This window comes from Klebsiella sp. YJ, assembly GCF_002108615.1.
Classification (GTDB): Bacteria; Pseudomonadota; Gammaproteobacteria; order Enterobacterales; family Enterobacteriaceae; genus Klebsiella; species Klebsiella planticola.
Map to the genome: position 1 here is coordinate 19,978 of NZ_MTEG01000029.1, position 17,847 is coordinate 37,824.

Genomic DNA, 17,847 nt, shown 5'->3' on the forward strand with positions numbered 1-17,847 from the left:
CGTGCCGGACGGCCAGTATTCTTTCTATCTGCACAGCGACGATCGCACCGACATCGCGGCGATGGCAACCATCAGCACCATCTCACAGCCCCTGCGCGGTGAGTTCATCCGTACCGCCGCCACCGCCGGGGCGGTGGTATACCAGGTGGATGCCCGTTTACCGGCGCTGATCCCGGTGTTCTTTGCCGGGCAGCTGAGCGCTGCCCGCCTTTGCGCTGTTATGGCCCTGGTCTCCGGAACCTGGTCCTCACTCACAGGACTTCCAGATGAGCCCGAAAATGGTGAGGCTGCTCTGCCCATGTCACCGGAGACGGAATACCAGCGCCGGCGTTACACCCTGACGCTTCAAAATGGCCGGAGTGGGGAACGGGTGGAAAGTGTGCTGACGGAAGCGTCATCCCGTCTGCGTGGGGATCTGCTGAGAAACCTGATTATCACCGGTCTGGCCCTCCACACGACGGCACCGGAACTGCCGCGCCTGTTGACCAGTATGCCGGTACCGCCCACCTCGGTCAGTGAGCTGCAGGCACTGGTTCAGCAGATGGCCGGCACCACTGCCGTGAACAGGGCTGCTGCTGCAGTACCGGATACGCCGGCAACATCTGCCATGCCGGTGTCTGGTTCGGATACCCGGGAAATAAAGAAAAATATGCGGCGTGCATTCGGTGACTAAAAGTACGAGTCACATCCAGTAATATACCGATATCAAATGGTTTTCATCCCCAGGGAGATTCTCATGTCACCAGGATTCAGAAGTGTTCTCCGTTTCGCCCGCATTCCCGTCGACAGCAGTGAACTGGTCCGCAGGAAATTCGGCAGCCGACTGATTGGCATTGTGACGCTGTGTCTGCTTCCGCTTCTGGTTTTTGACGTTCCGCAGTGGGTTTTCATTTTGTCGCAGGTCATCTGGGGGGCAGGCGTCTATATTGGCCTGTCCGTGGCCGGAGACAAGACCCGGCCACGCTGATATCCTTTCCGCTTTGCTTAAAAAAAGAACAGCTGACGCGGCGCCTGTCTTAGTGCTCTTCTCCGCCACCTGCCTCCAGGTTATCCACAGCGTTAAACAGACGTTTTGTGGATAGCGGGTTCCCGACAGTTTCTTCTGCTTTCACCCGTTAACCCGTGCCTCCGCTGCCGCACGCTGCCAGTGTGCCGCGTCCGGTTTGCCACGGGACGGGCGCCTTTACAAATCCTGCCTGGCGTGGTGGCGGTTTGCGCCATGCTGAGGAACGCCCTTCAAGCCGCTTTCGCGGCATAACCTCGCCGTCGAAAAGGGTGCGGCAGATGGTGTATTACCTGGTATCCGCGACTGACCTGGAGCAGGCCGAAGCGGGTGTCCTGGAAATGGGGCGCACCTGGTGGCCATCCCTGAAACGCGAGGATGACCGGCATCGGTAGGAGTATCCCGGTGGTCTGGTTTGACAGCATCATTCTGCTCGAGGACGTGGAGAACAGCACCCTGCGCGGGCTGAAGTTCCTCGATGTGTGGACCGTGACCGGCGCGCCGGATGCCCCGGTACTGCGTGACGAGTGGGGGAATGACTGGCGGGATACCACACGCTGACATGACATCTGCCGGGCAGAGCTCCTGCCCGGTACGTCAGAAAATAATGATGTCGCGTTGCTCCGCATCGATGCCGCGCCTGGCGCGGGGATAGTCACTGCCCGGAGCCAGTGTGCCGCGCCCGGGTGGACACGGGACGGGCGGCTTTTCCGCTCCTGTCCGGCGTCGTTGTGATTTTACGCCATCCACTCGCATTCTGATGATCGCCCTTCAAGCCGCTTTCGCGGCATAGCCTTGCCGTCGGAAAGACTGACGGCTGCGGTATTCCACGGTCAGCTTGACCCGTTACCGGTCGCGGCGTACAGGCTCCGGGCAGCAGGGAACGGACGTCGTACCGACGTCCTCCTGAGTGCCCCCTGTCACCACGAGGTATCCCTATGTCCCGTTTTATCCTGGGTAACTGTATCGATATTATGGGCGGCTTTCCCGATCGCGCCGTCGATTTCATTCTGACCGATCCCCCGTACCTGGTCGGCTTCCGTGACCGTTCCGGCCGCACCCTCGCCGGCGACAAAACTGACGAATGGCTTCAGCCTGCCTGCAATCAGATGTACCGCGTACTCAAAAAGGACGCGCTGATGGTCAGTTTTTATGGCTGGAACCGCGTCGATCGTTTTATGGCCGCGTGGAAAAGTGCCGGGTTCAGCGTGGTCGGGCATCTGGTGTTCACCAAAACTTACGCGTCCAAATCCGCCTATGTCGGCTACCGCCATGAATGCGCCTATGTCCTGGCAAAAGGCCGTCCGCCTCTGCCGCAGGACCCGCTGCCGGACGTGCTGGGCTGGAAATACAGCGGCAACCGCCACCATCCGACCGAAAAGCCAGTGACCAGTCTTCAGCCGCTGATCGAGAGCTTCACACACCCGAACGCCATTGTTCTCGACCCGTTTGCCGGCTCTGGTTCCACCTGTGTGGCTGCCCTCCAGGCTGGGCGCCGTTACATCGGTATTGAACTGATGGAGCAGTACCACAACGCCGGAATCGCCCGCCTGTCAGCTGTCCAGCGCGCCATGCAGCGCCCGGCCGCCAACGACGTCTTTTATCCGGAGGCCGCGTAATGAACTATGCCGGACACGAAAAGCTGCGCGCAGAGGTGGCGGGACTGGCCAACAACATGTGTGACCTGCGGGCAACGCTGAACAACATGGAGCACCGCTACCGCTTTGATTCCGATGTGCTGGCCGAACGCCTGACCCGCCAGACGCTTTTTCGCATCAATGCCCTGTTTATGGCGGCGTACAACGACATTCTTGAGCTGGATGCCTGCTTTAAGGACTAAGGAGAAAAACCATGTACGGAACCTGTGAAACCCTCTGCCGGTTGCTGAGTGAGCTCTATCCCGCAGAAACCCCGCTGAACCTGATTGTCTGGTCCCCGGAGGATATCGAAGCGCTGGCCGGTGGGATGGAATGTGTCGTATCTGAACAGGACATAAAGGCGGTGCTGGAGCGCATGGACGCCATACCGGAAGACCAGCGGCTTGAGTCGGGTGTGTCTGCCGGTGCGGTGATGGACCTGATCGATGAGGTAAAAGAGGCCGTTCCGGGAGTCCTGGTGCCGGCTGACCTGCTCGAAACCCTGCTCATCACCACGGAACAGGCGTTGTGGGGCAGGGAATGGGCCGCCCGGGACGGTAACTATCCTGTGCCGGAAAGCGTTACTCACCGCCTTGCTGATGCAGCAAAAGTGCGTGCATTACTGAAAAACTGACATCCACACGCCGCCCGGGCGGCGTGTCATTACCCTGTTTCGAGGAAGATACCATGCAGGAAACCACCACCTTAAACGCCCTTGTGATGCGCCGTGCACGTGATCTGCTGGCTGATTACGGATGGCCGGTCCATACCGATGTTGGCCAGCGTGATCCGGTAAATAAACCGGGATGGATAAGTATTTATGTCCGTCTGGACGCGGCCGCTATTGTTCACCTGCTTCCTTTGCTTTGTACCGGTGGAGTACCCGCAGCGCTGCAAACTGCCATGACAAAAATAGCCGGGACGCCAGCGCAGATTATTTTATCCGGCAGCCGCTATGCCGACGCGCCGCAACTGCCGGAGGACGGAACACAGATAACCTTTCCCTGGGCCGGGGAATGGCTGACAGAGCCTGAAATTCAGGCTGTGACGGATTGCCTGTTTCGTGCCGTGCGGGATATTTCCCGGCAGGTCCGGGAGGATGCGCGCCGGATTGAGGCCGCGCTGACCACGCGCGGGGAAACGCTGTTTTACCGCCAGACACGAAATTTCCGTCTGGTTGTGAAGGAAAGTGATATGCCCTGCTGGCTGGACGAAGAGGACGACAATGTACCGGTGGTACTGGATGCCCTCCTGAACAAAGGCGCGCGCTACAGTGCCGTTGAGTACTTTGTTATCAGCGACAAAGTGGATCAGATCCTGGCATGTGGGCAGATATGTGATGTGTTACGGATACCGGGAGAGCCTGCGCGCCGGTGGATGGATTTATCCCTGTTACATGAGGTCATGGCAGAAGCGCGCGCAGAAATCACCTTTGTCCGCAGTGCCCTTTCAACAATCCGGTCAGTGTCGTGAACCGCCGGGGGTTGCGGCCCCCGGGAGCATCCTGGAAGGATAAGGCTGTCGCCGGCTCCGCTTTTCCTCGGCCCCGTCCCTGCGTGACGTTGCCTGAGAGCTTTCCACTCTGTCAGTGCTGTGCGTGTGCGGGCTGTGCCGTGCCTCCATCGTAGCCGGGCGGCCGGGAATGCAAGGGTGCGCTTCGCCGCTGCGGTCACCCGGTCCTTCCTTCCCGTCTGCCGGGATTTTCCGGTCGTTCGCCCGCTCAGGATTCACGGACTCACCCTGCAACTCCCGGCTGCCGTGTGCGTCAGGCTGCGGCTTCCCTTGCGCCCCTGCATTCCCGACTGATCGCCCGCCTGTTATGGAGGCACGGCACCGCCCGGTGTCGCAGTCCATGTGATGACGGAGGTTTTACCATGCAGTATGTGACAACGCGCCCTGTCCTGAATGTTGAAGAGTCCGATCGGCTTTCTTTCCTGCCGTACATGTTCGGCACGGATTTCATGATCGCAGAATTACAGGTGTATGCCCTGGCGAAAAAATGGATGCCTGAAGTTGACGGCGGTTTCTGGCACTTCATCCGCTTACCAGAAGGGGGTGGCTACATGATGCCTGATTGCGGGCGGGTTCATCTGGTGAACGGTGAAAACTGGTTCGATCGTACCGTCAGTGCCGACGCGGCGGGCATTATTCTGACCAGCCTGGCAGTTAACCGTCGTCTGGCGTCCTGGCATGACTGCGGTAACCCGGCCCTGACCCACCTTTACATGCTGCGTGATGCCCAGATCTGGGATCACATTACCTTTCACCCGGAATGCAACGCCATTTACGCCGCGCTGGACTGATTAACGACCCGGACGGCATGTATCCAGTAACGGAATCATACACGGCGGGGAAATCCCGCCGGTTAAGGAGAATACCGATGAATATTGCAACAGAAACCCGTGAAATACTCCGACAGTACAAAGCCCTGATTAATGCCCGCCGCCGTGATGCCGGTCAGCGGGAACTGACAACCGCACAGGTCATGGATGAAATCTGCGAGTACATGACCTGTCAGTGTGCCGTGTATCTCGCCGGTCATTTCATCTTACAGGGTGGAAAAGGACGGTAAGCACGATGGCAGGCGCAGGAGGAGAGGGCGCCTGTCTGCCCGCGCGCAAAACCCTGGCAGGCTGTGCCTGCCGGAGAGGCGTTTCGCCGCGCCTGCGGCGCCGCACACGCTCTCTCCGTTACTGGTCGATAAGATCGACGAAAGGGGATACTCTCTCCTGAGTTGTTTCTTAACCGGTAATGCCGATGTCAAAGTGGAATATCGCCTCTTTCTCAAAAGAAGAACAGGACAAAGTCTCCGTCGATAAAGCGGCCGCTGCCGTCGCATGGCAGGAGCGTATGAACAAGCCTGTTGTGCCCGAACTCGCGGAGCGTGAACAGCCTGGGCATCTCCGTGAGTATTTCCGGGAAAGATTGCGTATTCACAGACTGAACAGTCAGCAGCTGCCGCGCGCAAATGCTCCTGAATATCAGAAGACAGAAGAAAGTTAAGGAGAGTGGGCCAGTGGTTGCTTTCCTGAATTCAGCCTGGCACAGCATTGTGCTGTACAGAAAAGGAAAAAATTTCCGTTCCTGACGTTCCTTTTTCACGACGGGCGTCCAGGCGGGCTGTCGTGAACGGAGCCAGCCTGGCTGTCTCCGCCCTGCCGGGCTTCCATCCCATGACGCAACGTCAACGGCAGGCTTACAGCCTCCGTTCCGGAGGCGCCGCCCTGTCGCGCCGTGCCCTGCGCTCCCTGCACCCCGGCCAGTGACCGCCGGGCTGTAAGGGGCACCGCCGTTTCGCGTGCCGCGCTCCGACGCTGCGGCGGGTCCCCGCTCTGTTCCGCTCCTGGTGCATCACCCGTTTAAGCCCCTTTCGCCTGGGCTGAGACAAGCACAACCCGCCTGGCTGTCCAGGGCCGGCGTGGCCTTTCGCAATAAATTTTCCCCGGCCATTCCGCAGGCTCCATTAGACCGGAAAAAATTTCCCGCTCACCCCGGACATCTGCACCGGGCCGTGCTCGTTGACGCCCTTGCGGCGAAGGTTCTCAAACGGGTGAAGTTTATACCATCGGGAATATCGCAGCCGGTTCCCGCAAACGTCAAAACCGCGGCTCCTGAAACTCAACGGGTGATGTTCTTTAAAAATCAGGAAAAAAACGATGCTGATTAAAGGAGGCAGAAGAAGCAGACAACGAACCGCAGAAATGAAAAAAGCAGGGTAGCCCCTGCTTAATCCACGCCGTAAAAATCGCTCGAACGGTTCTACGGCTTCATTAACTACCAGAAGGAGTTAACGTAATGATCGTTACTATTGTTTCACCTTCCGCAGAGGCTGTAAAGCCCCGCCGTCATCCGCGCATTTTCCGCGCCGATATTCCCGCGCCGGAGATTGACCCCGCGTTAAAGGCTTTTGGCCGCCATATCGCCAGAAGTCACCGCAAGGGGCGCGGCGTTCATATCCCCGCGATGAAAAACGCCGCTTTTGGGCAGGTGCTCCGCACGCTCGAACTGAAACGCGCATTTAACTGATGAGGTGAGCCGCCCCGCGAGGGGCGGCAACCGCAGGAAGGAGAAAAGTTATGACTCAGGCTTTTGCACAGACACTCAGTGCTGACACTATCCCGCAGACCGGCGCTGAAGAGGAGATCGGCCAGATGTATCGGGGGACCTATTCCCCGGATGATAACAAGTTGCGGCTTTATGCCTCGCTCCGTCTCGATGAAGAGACGTATAAAAAAGTGCATGATGCGGGGTTCCGGTGGGCGCCGAAACAGGGACTGTTTGTGGCGCCAGCCTGGACACCGGGCCGCGAGGATGTGTTACTGTCTCTCGCCGGTGATATCGGGGACGAAGACAGCACACTCTTTGACCGTCAGGAGCAACGCGCGGAACGCTTTAACGACTACAGCGACAAACGCGCCGGTGAATCTGAGCGGGAGCTTGCGCATGTGGACGCGCTGGCGTCGGCTATCCCCTTCGGTCAGCCGATCCTGGTTGGCCATCACAGCGAACGCCGCGCGCGCCGGGATGCGCAGAAGATTGAAAACGGTATGAAACGCGCGGTGATGCTGTTCGAACGCGCAGAATACTGGGAAGAGCGCGCGCAGGCCTCTTTACGGCACGCGAAGTACAAAGAGCGTCCGGATGTGCGTTACCGTCGTATCAAAAAAATTGAGGCGGAATTACGCAAGGCAGAAAAGCACATTGCCCGGTCTGAAAAGTATCTGACGATGTGGCGCGCGCAGACTCTTGATCTGAAAATGGCGTTACTGGTCAGTAATTATGACCATATTTATGCCAGCTTCACGCTAGACAAATACCCCCGCCCGGCAGAGAAAAGCCAGTATGAGGGCTCGATGTCTCTCCATTCTGCCCTGTCTGAGGACATCATTACTTTTGAACAGGCGCGGGATATTGCGATCCGCTGCCATGAACGCACAATCCGCCATCAGCAACGCTGGGTTCATCATTATCGCAACCGTCTGAGCTATGAGCGCGCCATGCTGGATGAAAGCGGCGGTGTGGTCACCCGGACACAGGAATTTGAGCCTGGCGGGCAGGTGCTGAGCCGGGGCGAGTGGTTAACCATCATCCGCATCAACAAAAGCAATGGTCAGGTTAGTTCGGTGGAAACTCCCTGTTACCGTTTTCTGGGCTACGGCGGCACCATGAAACTGACCCCGGACCGCATCACTGACTATAAAGCTCCCTCAGCCGAAGAGGTCAGCACCGCGAAACAGGCCGCAAAACGTCCCCCGATCGTCAACTATCCGGGGGAGGGATCCCGGGAGATGACCAAAGCCGAATGGGCCAGAATGCCGGGGGACTATAAGGCTGTCCGGGGTGTGGCCGAAACTGAGACGCACGGCGCGTACCGCTTTCGCCGCTGCATGACGCACGGCTGTACGCTGGTGAATGTCTATATCACTGACATGAAAACCGTTGAAATTCCGAAAAAATGACAGGCAGACTCCCCGGCAGGTTGCCGGGGAGATCAGGGAGGTTGACTTATGCACAGAGAACTCAGGGCGCGTATTCAGACGATGCGGGCCAGGCTGGATGACCGGATGCCTGTGACAGAAATCCGGGCCAGTTCACAGCTGTTTGTCTCGCCCGATCCGCTCTGTCGTCGGCTGGTCAGTCTGGCGGAGGTGGTGGACTCTGATCATGTTCTGGAGCCCAGCGCCGGAACGGGCGCCATTCTACGGGCGGTCAGGGAAGGCGCGCCACGGGCACAGTGTGACGCCGTGGAGCTGAACGCGGATTTGGTCTGCCATCTCCGGGATCATTTCCCGGGCGTCAGCGTCTGGCTGGGTGATTTTCTGGAATACCGGCCGGAAAAGCACTACAGCAAAATTATCATGAATCCACCGTTTAACCATGCGCAGGATATCCGGCATATACAGCGGGCAGTGACGCTGCTGGCACCCGGCGGCGTGGTCACTGCGGTCTGTCTGAACGGGCCGCGACAACAATCCATACTGAAGCCGCTTGCTGATGTCTGGGAGCCATTGCCGCGAGGCACATTCACGTATACCGACGTTTCAACTGTTCTGCTCAGGATAGCTGCCTGAAAGCCGGTTAGCCCGGCGGGGGAGTGTGCCCCCGTCTGGCCGCGCCGGAAAAGGCCGCACGCCTGCGGCGCAGGAGGACCGGGCCGCGCTGACGCGCCGCCGGCTCTCCCTCTCCGCGTTCATCCTGTCCCTCTCTTCCTTCTGGTATTCTGGTTTACTGTTGTTCCTTTTTTCTTGTTCCGGATGAGCCGCTGATGGAGCGTGGTCATCCATCTGTTTCTGCCGGCTTTTCTTTTTGCTCTTCGTTTATTTCAGGTCCTGCAGTGGGCGTCCGGGCGGGCTGTCGTGAACGGAGCCAGCCAGGCTGTCTCCGCCCTGTCGGGCTTCCATCCCATGACGCAACGTCAACGGCAGGCTTGCAGCCTCCGTTCCGGAGGCGCCGCCCTGTCGCGCCGTGCCCTGCGCTCCCTGCACCCCGGCCAGTGACCGCCGGGCTGTAAGGGGCACCGCCGTTTCGCGTGCCGCGCCCCGACGTTGCGGCGGGTCCCTGCTCATTTCCTCTCCTGTGCCTTTTCACCGTTTAAGTCCCTTTCGCCGGGGCTGAGACAAGCACAACCCGCCTGGCTGTCCAGGGCCGGCGTGGCCTTTCGCAATAAATTTTTTCCGGCCATTTCGCTTCTCTCCATTAGACCGGAAAAAATTTCCCGCTCACCCCGGACAGCTGCACCGGGCCGTGCTCGTTGACGCCCTTGCGGCGAAGGTTCTCAAACGGGTGAAGGTCATACCTCCGGGAACAAAACAGCAGGTTCCCGCAAACGTCAAAACCGCGGCTTCCGGTAACTCAACGGATGATGGGGTTTTAAAAGCAAAACAACGGAGTAAGGAGAGTCATCATGGCAGCACGAGGCATCAATAAAGTCATTCTGGTTGGTCATCTGGGGCAGGACCCGGACGTGCGTTATATACCCAACGGGAGCGCGGTGGCCAACCTGACGCTGGCCACATCGGAAACATGGCGTGACAAACAGAGCGGGGAACTGCGCGAAAACACCGAATGGCACCGTGTGGTCATGTTCGGCAAGCTCGCGGAAGTGGCGGGGGAATACTTGCGTAAAGGCGCTCAGGTCTACATCGAGGGCCAGCTGCGCACCCGCAACTGGCAGGATGAGGCCGGAATCACACGCTATGTCACCGAGGTGCTGGTCGGGCAGAACGGCACGATGCAGATGCTGGGTGGGCGTCGTGAGGGCAGTTCGTCAGAGAGCGCCGTACCTCATCAGCCCGCACAGCCGCAGACTCCGGTACAACCTGCTGAACCCCCTGTGGCATCCCCGAAAGCGAAGGGCGGTAAAAAAGGCCGTCAGAGTGCCGCGCCGTCCCAGCAACCCCCGCAGCCGTCCCCGGATGATTACCCGCCGATGGATGACGATGCCCCGTTCTGATAACCCGTTTCAGGCCGGCCCTGCCCAGGTGGGGCCGAAAGGAGAGAGATGAGTATTTACGATAACGGTCCGTTACCGGATGACACCTTCACCAGAGCACAGGCTGAAGCGGTGGCGGCACAGTTTGAAAATGTCGCCATTGAAGACGATCAGGGTTCGCATTTTCGCCTGGTCGTTCGTCAGAACGGCGAAATGGTGTGGCGCGCATGGAATTTTGAAGCGGATGCCGGGAAATGGCTCAACCGTTATATCGAACGTTATGGCATCCGTAACACGCAATAAGCAGTAAGAGGTGCCGGACAGGGGGGCTGTCCGGCAGACAGTCATCAATATCAGAGAGGTATCAATTATGTCTGCAACAGAGTCTAAGGTAAAAACTGCACCAAAAACCAGCAAAAAATCGGTGAAACCTGCCGAAGCCGCCGCCCTGAAAGCGGCTCTCGATGCCGCGCCGATTGAGTATGTCCCGGTGACGGCACTGGTAAAATCTCCCCTGAACGTCAGGACCATCCCTTATCCGGTGGAGAAAGTACGCTCAATGGCAGACTCCATTGAAGCGCTTGGCCTGTTGCAGAATCTGGTCGTTCATTCTCTTCATGACGGGCAGTGTGGTGTGGCTGCAGGTGGTCGTCGCCTGAAAGCTCTGCAGCTCCTGCAGAGTGAAAACCGTATCGATGCCGGATATCAGGTGATGGTGAAAAAGGTACCTGATGAACTGGCTGTTGCGGCATCAATGGCAGAAAACGAACAGCAGATGGCAATGCATCCGTCTGAACAGATCGCCGGGTTCCGCACGCTGGCAGCACAGGGGAAAACCCCCGCGCAGATTGGTGACTTGCTGGGGTTCGGTACCCGTCATGTTCAGCGTATGTTGAAGCTGACCGAACTGGCTCCCGACATTCTGGAGGCGCTGGCGAAGGATGAAATCACCACCGAACACTGCCAGTCACTGGCGCTCGAAAGCGATCAGAAACGCCAGGTGGAAGTGCTGGAATCCGCCCGCAAACGGTCCTGGAATAATGAAGTATCAGTGTCCTCGATCCGTAACCTCATTACCTCAGAAGAGGTCTCCACAAACGGCGACAAATTCCGCTTTGTGGGAGAGGCCGCATTCAGTCCGGAAGAAATCCGGGTTGATCTCTTCAGCAGCGAAAACGGCGGCTATGTCAAAAGTGCTTCTCTCGATACCGCCCTGCTGGAAAAACTGCAGAGTATCGCGGAACACCTTCGCGAAGCAGAAGGCTGGTCATGGTGCGATGGCCGCCTTGAACCGATTTCTCACTACGGGAAGGATACTAAAATCTGGCGTCTGCATGCTGTCCCGCCTGTGGCATATACCGAAGCCGAATCGGAACGACTTGCCTTCCTTGCACAACGCGAAGAAGAACTCGAAGTACAAAATACCGGGGATGACGGGGAGCGTGTTGCAGGTGAACTCAATGAGGTCTGGCATGAACAGCAGACCATTGAGTTTCGCGCTGAACACCGGACATGGCCCGATGAAATGAAGCAATCCGCCGGAGTGGTGGTTTCCTGGACTGGTCAGGAGGTGAAAGTACAGCGCGGTGTGGTGCTGTGCGCCGATGAAAAAATAAAGGAGAAGGATGCATCCACCGATCAGGCTCCTGAAAAAGTCGATCCGCTGGACGCCGTCGGTGTCCCGTTGCTGACCCGCCTTTCTTCTGAACGCACACTGGCGGTTCAGGCGGCCCTGTTGCAGCAGCCGCAGAAAGCCATCGCGCTGATGGTCTGGAAACTGTGTAATTCGGTTTTCCATACCACGACGTCCGTCAAAGAGCCGTTCTGCATTAGCGTGAGTGTGTCGCATTACGCGCTGACCCGTGAAGCACCTGACGGTGAAAACAGCGTTGCGTTTCAGGCAATCCAGGCTGAAAAAGAACGCCTTGAAGCCCTGCTGCCGGAAAACTGGCGAAAGGATATGACCACCTTCTTTACGCTCGATGGCGCAACCCTGATGGCGTTGATGGCTTTCTGCACCGCCTGTTCTATTGATGGTGTACAGGGCAAGGATGAGTTTGGTCGTAAACACCAGAGTTCGCTGGATGGGGTGGAAAACGCCATCCAGTTTGACCTTCGCGACTGGTGGAAACCGACGGCTGATAACCTTTTCTCGCACATGAAGCAGCCACACATTGTACAGGCACTCTCTCAGGCCGGACTGACTGGCGCAGCACAGGACGCCGCGAAAATGAAGAAAAAGGATGCCTCTGAACATGCAGAGCACTTCCTGTCAAAAACCCGGTGGGTTCCGGAATGGATGACCAGTGCCGACAACCAGAAACAGCCTGCCGCAAAGTCTGAACTCAGTCTGGCAACGAGTCAGAGCGATACAGACGCTGATGTCGACCACGTCACCGACCATAACAACCCGGCCTGCGCCGCCTGATAACGGAGACGCCGCCCTGGGGGGCGGCGGTAAGGAGAAACCTATGCACACGATCATTACCACCGATGTCCTGAAAACCATGTTCGCCGGAGAGCTGGAAGACTACCGCGCCGCCGGTGAAGATTTTCGCCGTGAACTCACCCATGCCGTGATGCGGGATCTGTCCTGTCCGGAGAGCTGGGACGTCAACGGAGAGTACAAAAGTGAATTCGGCGGATTCTTTCCGGTACAGATCCGTTTTTCCCCCTCTCACGGTCATTTTGATGTGGCGGTCTGCAGTCCGGGAGAGCTGAGTACGCGCTGGATGGTCGTTTTTGTGACCCGTGGCGGCCAGCCGTTCTCCGTTGTTCGTAGCATGGAAACATTTAACCCGGAGTTGATCTCCCACACGCTGGCACTGATAGCGTGTCTCGATACTGACGGCTATTCCTTTGCCAGTATCATCAGCACCCTGGCTCAGGAGGGCGAACTGTGATCCCCTCATCCCATGCCATTGTGACCCTGAAACCTGCACGCCAGGCTGCTTTGCAGGCCATCATGTTCGTGGAAGACGCCCGGTTTCGGGGCGCTCGTTTGCCCTCGATGCCCCATGTCCGCACGTTCCTGCGCATGCTGACCGGTTGCAGTCGAATTAACAGCGCCGTCGCCCGGAGTATTCCCGGCCTGCACCGTGATCCGAAAGACCGGCTGAATAATCTGAAGCAGGTGGAAGAGGCACTGGATACGCTGATTGCCAGTCAGGGGGAATGCTGCCCGCTGCCGCTGACAACCGATGTTCAGGCTGAACTTTTTCCGGAAGTGATTCACACCCGAACCGATCGGCGGATGCAGCGTGAAAATATTGCGTTCACCCGGAGAGTTCGGCGTGAAGGCAAAGAGATAGCACATACCTGGTTGCTGCGACAGAACCTGCTGGGGCAGGCTATCACGGAGCTTAACTTTCAGTCACCGGAGACCGTTAACACCTGGTACCGCCAGTGGGCTGACGAGTTTGACGCGCGGGATCTGGAGCCTGCCTTCTGGAACTGGCGATCGCGGTTTGCCTCGCTGGTCTCCCTGGACTGGCTGCGGGATGCCGGGGAGCCGCTGTATGGTGTCATGCATGAAATCAGCTTCATTGTGAGAGAGACACCGGAGTCTGTGCGTCAGGCAGAACGCTGGCAGGTCCCGAACAAGCTGACACACCGGAGCCGCGGATGAAGTGGCGCTATTCCCCGCGCTGGAAACTGGACCGGACCGCATAAACTGGTCTCCGACGTCGTGGAAGCCGGGAAACCTGCTCCCTAATCGATCATGTCGCGCTGGGTGGCGGGCGCAGGATATGCGGTGTGCGTGGGTTTTCTCTTTGGGAGGCAGAGCGTGCCGCTTAGATTGGTGCCCGGACAAAGGCAAGCAGAACAAATCCACCCCTGGATTATCGAAATACTGGCCTTGTCCGGGCAATCCATCGTAGCCATTTGAAAAGCCACAGGCACGTAAAAATTCTTTCAGTCCGTGATAATGACCAGGCCGCTAAGATAACTGCCAGAAAATTAGCTTATAGGTTAACTTTACTTTGATTAAAATTAGCCTGTAGGTTAATATACAGGAAACGGGAGGTCACATGTTTAGCGTCGTTTATCATCCGGATGCCAGGGAAGAAGCCACAGCATTACCCGTAAAAATCAGGGTGAAGTTTGACCGTCTCATCGGCAAACTGGAATATGATGCCCGGTTGCTGCGGGAACCAGACACCAGGCCTCTGGGCGATGGACTTTTCGAGATCCGCACGATGGGGACGGACATCGCCAGGGGCATATGGGTATACCACAAAGGCAATACCATCATTATGCTGCGGGTTTTCATCAAAAAGTCACAGAAAACGCCAGCGAAAGAAATCGATCTCGCCAAAAAGCGTTTAGCGGAGGTACTCAATGAAACTGGTAAGCCATAAAGAACTGCATAGCGAGTGGATGCAGGACGATGAATATCGCGCTGCATGGCAGGAAGAAGAACGCAAGGAGAAGCTCAGAGAGCTGCTGGCAGAATGGCGTAAGCATGACAACCTGACAAAAGCGCAGGTTGCTGAACGCATGGGGGTTACACCTCCGGTTATTTCCCGCCTGGAAAACAACATCACCAAAGCCAGCATTGACACGCTGACCCGATACGCTCATGCCTGCGGTATCAAGAAGCCTGTCATTGCACTGTACTGAGCAACCGGCCGGGGCTGGCCTTTTGTTTCTGTCAGCCCCAGCATTTTGTCTTATAGCAATTATGCGCATGTGTTGTATCGATTCTCACAGACAGGGCATGACAGAAGGTGGCGTAAATAACCAGAAGGGCAGGGGATAACCTGCCCGACTTCGGGAAAAGGCTGCTCACCTGCGGTGCCGGATAATACCGGCTGCGCTACGCGCCGCCCGTATTATTACGGCGCGGGCTTATCTCATCATGATTAATTATTCATCCCTGTTATATCTCATCCGGCATGCTGCTTTTTATCCCTTCCGGTATTTATCCTTACAGGCGAACCCAATGAATTCCGATCCGGGCGTCGTCCCTTTAGGGACACGGCTGTCGTGAACAGAGCCAGCAGGCTGTCTCTGCCCTGCGGGCTTCCATCCTGACGCAAATTCAAATTCACGCTTGCTGCATCCTTGTCAGGATGCGCCGCTTTCACCGTGCCGGCGATAAAGCTGCCGTCACTTTTATGGCGCCACGCCGTTCCGACGTGTCGGGTGTGTTCATCCTGTCCCCCCGGTGAGGCCATCCCCCGTGTGTCCTCACGCGGAGGGCTGGTCGTAGCACCGCCGTGTCGTCGCACAAGGGGTAAATAAACTCCGCCAAAAACTTTTTGCCAGGGACCGCAAAAACTTTTTGTCTCCGCCCCTTGTTCTCCTCCTTACAGCGTTGCTCCTTTGCCCTGTGCCGCGAGAGAACTCACCAGGGAGATGGACAACCATCACCACAGGAGAAAACCAGAATGCACACACGAAACGTCAAAACCGCCGCTCAAGAATCTTCCAGAAAGATGGGGGGAAAAGCCGTGTCATACACGATCCTCGTTGCTGATAAGCCAAAAAACTCAGAGGAAGAGTGGGACGTCATGGAATTCAGCAGCCTTGTTGCGCTGAAAAAATATCGCAGAAGCCACCCGGAAAAAATGAGCTTCAGCTATGGCTATGCCCTCAGCCGTGGCGTGGATAAGCAGTTCTGTCATATCAACGTGGCTGAAGCGGATCATTTCAAACAGTTTGTGCGCCTGATTGAGCGTGCAGGCTTCAATATCCAGGACAACCAGCTATGAACACACAAAACAACAACGTCAACACCGCCGCTTTTGAATCTACCGAAAGATGGGTTATGGCCTGCCCGGAACCGATCGCAGCAAAGGTACTGGCATTTCACGGAAAGAGCGCCAGCTATGCCTTTAATGTCCTGGCTGATTTGAAAGCTGCCGGTGCGTCATATGCACGTCGAAACATTATCGCAGATATGTTCCGGCGTTTAGGCGTGAAGTAACCAATTGAACCAGAAGGAGAAAACTATGTACTTACACCTCACCGAATCTTCAGCCCGTCCGGGAATGCAGGTGACTGCCGAAGCCGAGCATGAATACTGGCTCAGTCGCCAGAAAGCGGCGGTGAAAGCGCCCGCTGAAATCGACGTTCACGCCTTCCATGATGCGCTGGGCCTGATGTACCCGCTCAACTGGTCAACGAGTGAGAACGGCGGCTGGGAGACGTTCATGCTGCAGGAAATGGTCTGCGGTGACGTGGCAGAGATTTATGCCCGCTATGGAGCCAGATATTTCCGGCTGCGGGATGTGTGCAACCTGAGCCATGCGCAGATTAAAACGCGTATAAAGGAGGGATTTAACCTGTTCCAGAAATGAAAAAAGCAGGCTTTCGCCTGCTCATTCCGCGCCGGATACGTACCCGCAAAAGTTTGCATCCGGCATATGTAAAACCAACATGGAGATTAAACCATGCAATTTGACCCGCAAATCGTCGCACAGGCAAACGCGTTTGTAAATGCTTTACGCAGCGGGAAGCGTGCCCACGTCCCCGCTATGCGCCTGGAATACTGGCAACAGTTTTTGACCGTGGTCTACAGCGGCCTCGGTCTGGCGTGATGTGAAACCTGCCGCTCCGTAAGGGGTGGCTTTTTCAGGAGGTAAAATAAGGAGGCCGCGTAAATAACCGGAAGGGCAGGGGATAACCTGCCCGACTGCAGGAAAAGGCCGCGCACCTGCGGTGCAGAATAATACCGGCTGCGCTACGCGCCGCCCGTATTACTCCGGCGCGGCGTTATCTCATCAATATTCTTTATTCATCCCTGTTACATCTCTTCCTGCATGCTGCTGTTTATCTCTTCCGAAATTTATCTCTGGTGAGAGATTAAATAAATACTGACCCGGGCGTCGTCCCTGTCGGGACACGGCTGTCGTGAACAGAGCCAGCAGGCTGTCTCTGCCCTGCGGGCTTCCATCCTGACGCAAATTCAAAATCTCGCTTGCTGCATCCCTATCAGGATGCGCCGCTCTCACCGTGGCGATAAATACCCGCCATTCTTTGGCCTGAACGTGAATCCAATAAAGACCGGATTGACGTTCAGGGTTGTGTGCATTCTCAATTCTGCGCGATATCGCCCGACATCATCTTTCGCGGAGGGCGGCTTTTAGCATCGCCCGTGGCGTAAATAAAGGGTATATAAACGCTTCGCGCCCCTTTATTTACTCCCCGTCAGCTGCAAATTGCCCTTTGCCGCTCAGTGATGAAGTCGAACGATTTAATAAAACGCGAAGGAGACAACCAGCATGCACACAATACACGTCAACACCGCCACTCGTGAATCAGACGAACAATTTAAAACAGATAAATATCTGCGCTGTGCAGTGACCGATAACAAGGCGTGTCTGGATTTTATCCAGGCGCTCTTTTTTACCCCGTCTGCGGATAATATGGCAGATAACTGGTTACGCCAGCACTCCGATTACGACGGTGGTTTCTGGTCTTACTGGATTATTCCGCAGGGTGTCGGTGGGAATATTGCACCAAACCGTATCCAGTTCATCACCACCCAGACCAGATATATTGCGCCGGAAGGTGAGCAACGTTACAGGATGAACATCCCTGAGAATTATTTTGAGAATGAATTCAGCGCCGATGCAGCAGGAATTATTGCCACGCTGATGGTGATGAACAGTCTGTCCTGGCAGGTGTCAGAAATGGGGCCGGAATATGCACGGATCTGTCATCATCTTGTGTCCCGGCAGGATGCGTTGAGGAATTATGTCAACATTATCCAGCATCCCGAACGTCATTTAATCTGGCGTGCGATTGGTTAGTCGTGTAATGAAAGT

Annotated in this window: 25 protein-coding genes and 4 pseudogenes; 27 read left to right on the forward strand and 2 right to left on the reverse strand. The window is 56.7% G+C overall.

All coding sequences use genetic code 11. The annotated features are described in order from the left end of the window. Position 1: 1 nt before the first annotated feature. From BV390_RS24550 to BV390_RS24605, 10 genes and pseudogenes are all read left to right on the forward strand, one after another. Positions 2-673 (forward strand): plasmid partitioning/stability family protein, encoded by a 672-nt coding sequence (locus BV390_RS24550; protein ID WP_032700854.1) that lies wholly within the window; start codon positions 2-4, stop codon positions 671-673. Positions 674-736: 63 nt separating this feature from the next. After that, a complete protein-coding gene (locus tag BV390_RS24555) occupies positions 737-967 on the forward strand; it encodes a hypothetical protein (protein ID WP_032700853.1) in 231 nt (76 codons plus the stop codon). Between the two features lie 317 nt (positions 968-1,284). After that, positions 1,285-1,564, forward strand: a pseudogene (locus BV390_RS24560) (hypothetical protein). Positions 1,565-1,941: 377 nt separating this feature from the next. Then, the gene (locus tag BV390_RS24570; RefSeq protein WP_032700852.1) at positions 1,942-2,622 is read left to right on the forward strand and encodes a DNA methylase; all 681 of its coding nucleotides are present in this window, start codon (positions 1,942-1,944) and stop codon (positions 2,620-2,622) included. Beyond that, positions 2,622-2,843, forward strand: coding sequence for a hypothetical protein (locus BV390_RS24575; RefSeq protein WP_032700851.1), 222 nt, complete (start codon positions 2,622-2,624; stop codon positions 2,841-2,843). Before BV390_RS24570 ends, BV390_RS24575 begins: the two co-directional genes overlap by 1 nt. Positions 2,844-2,854: 11 nt before the next feature. Then, positions 2,855-3,274: a DUF1380 family protein gene (locus BV390_RS24580; RefSeq protein WP_032700850.1), complete on the forward strand. Its 420-nt coding sequence runs from the start codon at positions 2,855-2,857 to the stop codon at positions 3,272-3,274. Between the two features lie 53 nt (positions 3,275-3,327). Then, positions 3,328-4,113 carry a hypothetical protein gene (locus BV390_RS24585; RefSeq protein ID WP_032700849.1) on the forward strand — a complete coding sequence of 262 codons (786 nt, stop codon included), beginning with the start codon at positions 3,328-3,330 and terminating at the stop codon, positions 4,111-4,113. Positions 4,114-4,514: 401 nt separating this feature from the next. Beyond that, complete coding sequence (locus BV390_RS24595) at positions 4,515-4,943, forward strand: antirestriction protein (protein WP_032700848.1); 429 nt, start codon at positions 4,515-4,517, stop codon at positions 4,941-4,943. Positions 4,944-5,020: 77 nt separating this feature from the next. Continuing rightward, positions 5,021-5,212 carry a hypothetical protein gene (locus tag BV390_RS24600; RefSeq protein ID WP_032700847.1) on the forward strand — a complete coding sequence of 64 codons (192 nt, stop codon included), beginning with the start codon at positions 5,021-5,023 and terminating at the stop codon, positions 5,210-5,212. Positions 5,213-5,397: 185 nt separating this feature from the next. Next, positions 5,398-5,643: a DNA polymerase III subunit theta gene (locus tag BV390_RS24605; RefSeq protein ID WP_074172513.1), complete on the forward strand. Its 246-nt coding sequence runs from the start codon at positions 5,398-5,400 to the stop codon at positions 5,641-5,643. A gap of 110 nt (positions 5,644-5,753) precedes the next feature. On the opposite strand, the pseudogene BV390_RS24610 reads toward BV390_RS24605, so the two are convergent. Next, positions 5,754-5,966: pseudogene (locus BV390_RS24610) on the reverse strand (hypothetical protein); the annotation flags it as partial. A 92-nt stretch (positions 5,967-6,058) separates the two neighbouring features. On the opposite strand from BV390_RS24610, the gene BV390_RS31615 reads away from it, so the two are divergent. From BV390_RS31615 to BV390_RS24630, 4 genes are all read left to right on the forward strand, one after another. Continuing rightward, positions 6,059-6,307 (forward strand): hypothetical protein, encoded by a 249-nt coding sequence (locus BV390_RS31615; protein WP_223306709.1) that lies wholly within the window; start codon positions 6,059-6,061, stop codon positions 6,305-6,307. A 128-nt stretch (positions 6,308-6,435) separates the two neighbouring features. Next, the gene (locus BV390_RS24620) at positions 6,436-6,666 is read left to right on the forward strand and encodes a CCDC81 family HU domain 1-containing protein (RefSeq protein ID WP_032700845.1); all 231 of its coding nucleotides are present in this window, start codon (positions 6,436-6,438) and stop codon (positions 6,664-6,666) included. Between the two features lie 125 nt (positions 6,667-6,791). Next, a complete protein-coding gene (locus BV390_RS24625) occupies positions 6,792-8,099 on the forward strand; it encodes a DUF3560 domain-containing protein (protein ID WP_086544384.1) in 1,308 nt (435 codons plus the stop codon). A gap of 48 nt (positions 8,100-8,147) precedes the next feature. Then, positions 8,148-8,711 carry a class I SAM-dependent methyltransferase gene (locus BV390_RS24630; RefSeq protein WP_032700843.1) on the forward strand — a complete coding sequence of 188 codons (564 nt, stop codon included), beginning with the start codon at positions 8,148-8,150 and terminating at the stop codon, positions 8,709-8,711. Positions 8,712-8,984: 273 nt separating this feature from the next. Here the strand turns inward: BV390_RS24630 and BV390_RS24640 are convergent. After that, a pseudogene (locus BV390_RS24640) lies at positions 8,985-9,228 on the reverse strand (hypothetical protein); the annotation flags it as partial. Between the two features lie 316 nt (positions 9,229-9,544). Between BV390_RS24640 and ssb the strand changes: the two are divergent. The 13 genes and pseudogenes from ssb (at position 9,545) to BV390_RS24710 (ending at position 17,832) form a co-directional block, all read left to right on the forward strand. After that, positions 9,545-10,093 (forward strand): single-stranded DNA-binding protein, encoded by a 549-nt coding sequence (ssb, locus tag BV390_RS24650; protein ID WP_032732060.1) that lies wholly within the window; start codon positions 9,545-9,547, stop codon positions 10,091-10,093. Positions 10,094-10,141: 48 nt separating this feature from the next. Continuing rightward, positions 10,142-10,375 (forward strand): DUF905 domain-containing protein, encoded by a 234-nt coding sequence (locus BV390_RS24655; protein ID WP_009654057.1) that lies wholly within the window; start codon positions 10,142-10,144, stop codon positions 10,373-10,375. A gap of 67 nt (positions 10,376-10,442) precedes the next feature. Then, the gene (locus BV390_RS24660) at positions 10,443-12,500 is read left to right on the forward strand and encodes a ParB/RepB/Spo0J family partition protein (protein WP_032744120.1); all 2,058 of its coding nucleotides are present in this window, start codon (positions 10,443-10,445) and stop codon (positions 12,498-12,500) included. 43 nt (positions 12,501-12,543) lie between these two features. Further along, entirely contained in the window at positions 12,544-12,975 is a 432-nt protein-coding gene (gene psiB / locus BV390_RS24665; RefSeq protein WP_004118968.1) for a conjugation system SOS inhibitor PsiB, read from the forward strand. Next, positions 12,972-13,700, forward strand: coding sequence for a plasmid SOS inhibition protein A (locus tag BV390_RS24670; protein WP_004118966.1), 729 nt, complete (start codon positions 12,972-12,974; stop codon positions 13,698-13,700). Before psiB ends, BV390_RS24670 begins: the two co-directional genes overlap by 4 nt. Beyond that, a pseudogene (locus BV390_RS31985) lies at positions 13,697-13,895 on the forward strand (theronine dehydrogenase); the annotation flags it as partial. The gene BV390_RS24670 and the pseudogene BV390_RS31985, both read left to right, overlap by 4 nt. Positions 13,896-14,103: 208 nt before the next feature. Then, positions 14,104-14,433, forward strand: a complete 330-nt coding sequence (locus tag BV390_RS24675) for a type II toxin-antitoxin system RelE/ParE family toxin (protein WP_004118963.1) — start codon at positions 14,104-14,106, stop codon at positions 14,431-14,433. Next, positions 14,414-14,695: a helix-turn-helix domain-containing protein gene (locus tag BV390_RS24680; protein WP_004118961.1), complete on the forward strand. Its 282-nt coding sequence runs from the start codon at positions 14,414-14,416 to the stop codon at positions 14,693-14,695. The genes BV390_RS24675 and BV390_RS24680 overlap by 20 nt, the downstream gene beginning before the upstream one ends. Before the next feature lie 818 nt (positions 14,696-15,513). Next, positions 15,514-15,789 (forward strand): hypothetical protein, encoded by a 276-nt coding sequence (locus tag BV390_RS24690; RefSeq protein ID WP_032700867.1) that lies wholly within the window; start codon positions 15,514-15,516, stop codon positions 15,787-15,789. Positions 15,790-15,845: 56 nt separating this feature from the next. Then, a complete protein-coding gene (locus BV390_RS24695; RefSeq protein WP_162180130.1) occupies positions 15,846-16,004 on the forward strand; it encodes a hypothetical protein in 159 nt (52 codons plus the stop codon). A 25-nt stretch (positions 16,005-16,029) separates the two neighbouring features. Next, complete coding sequence (locus BV390_RS24700; protein WP_032700835.1) at positions 16,030-16,377, forward strand: hypothetical protein; 348 nt, start codon at positions 16,030-16,032, stop codon at positions 16,375-16,377. 93 nt (positions 16,378-16,470) lie between these two features. Beyond that, positions 16,471-16,617, forward strand: coding sequence for a hypothetical protein (locus BV390_RS24705; RefSeq protein ID WP_032700834.1), 147 nt, complete (start codon positions 16,471-16,473; stop codon positions 16,615-16,617). 684 nt (positions 16,618-17,301) lie between these two features. Further along, positions 17,302-17,832, forward strand: a complete 531-nt coding sequence (locus BV390_RS24710; RefSeq protein ID WP_032716647.1) for an antirestriction protein — start codon at positions 17,302-17,304, stop codon at positions 17,830-17,832. Positions 17,833-17,847 lie beyond the last annotated feature (15 nt).